This is a genomic window from Hymenobacter agri, assembly GCF_054778495.1.
The window spans coordinates 1-542 of record NZ_BAAGZM010001295.1 but is presented as its reverse complement, the minus strand read 5'-3'; the positions used below and the strand labels follow the sequence as shown (position 1 = coordinate 542).

The following is a 542-nucleotide window of genomic DNA, read 5'->3' as shown; positions in this document are numbered from 1 at the left end:
CGCGCTTGTTCCGAAGCCGGGCGTAGTCCGCGCTCTGGGCCTTGGTGACGCCGGCGCCCATGCCGCGGCCCACGCCCATGTCGACGAACATGCCGTACACGGCGTAGCTCAGCCGCAGCTTCAGTTCGTCGCCGCCGGCCGCGCTCACCAGCTCGCCGGCCAGGCTGTTGTACAGGTCCTGGGTCGAGCCAATCTTGAGCCGCTTCAGGTTGGCCCGAAACTTTTCGATGCTGAACCGGAGCCAGGCCTCGGCCAGGTCACGCTCGTTTCGGGCGAAGGTTTCCTGGATTTCCGGCCCAGGCGCCTGCCGGGGCGTGCTCATAGCAGTTGCTGGTAAGAAAACGTGGCCGTGCGCAGCCGGCGGCCGGCCCCCACCGTCAGGTTCACTTTCTCCCACAGGTGCAGGTGGTAATCGACCAGCTCGTGGCGGGACGGGTCGAGGGCCCGCAGGTCGGCGATGCCGAAGGGCACGGTGTAGGTGCGCGGCACGGCCCGGGCCCGAAAGTCGAGCCAGGGCCGGTGCCACTGCTCGTAGAGCCCGT

General features: G+C 68.5%; 2 protein-coding genes. Both read right to left on the bottom strand.

Annotated elements, in window-relative coordinates; translation table 11 throughout:
• Positions 1-322, bottom strand: a 322-nt coding sequence (locus ACYVDE_RS25880) for a hypothetical protein (RefSeq protein ID WP_460504364.1), incomplete at its 3' end; no start/stop codon positions are given.
• On the bottom strand, positions 319-542 hold a 224-nt coding region (locus ACYVDE_RS25875; RefSeq protein WP_460504363.1), incomplete at its 5' end, for a hypothetical protein. The genes ACYVDE_RS25880 and ACYVDE_RS25875, both read right to left, overlap by 4 nt.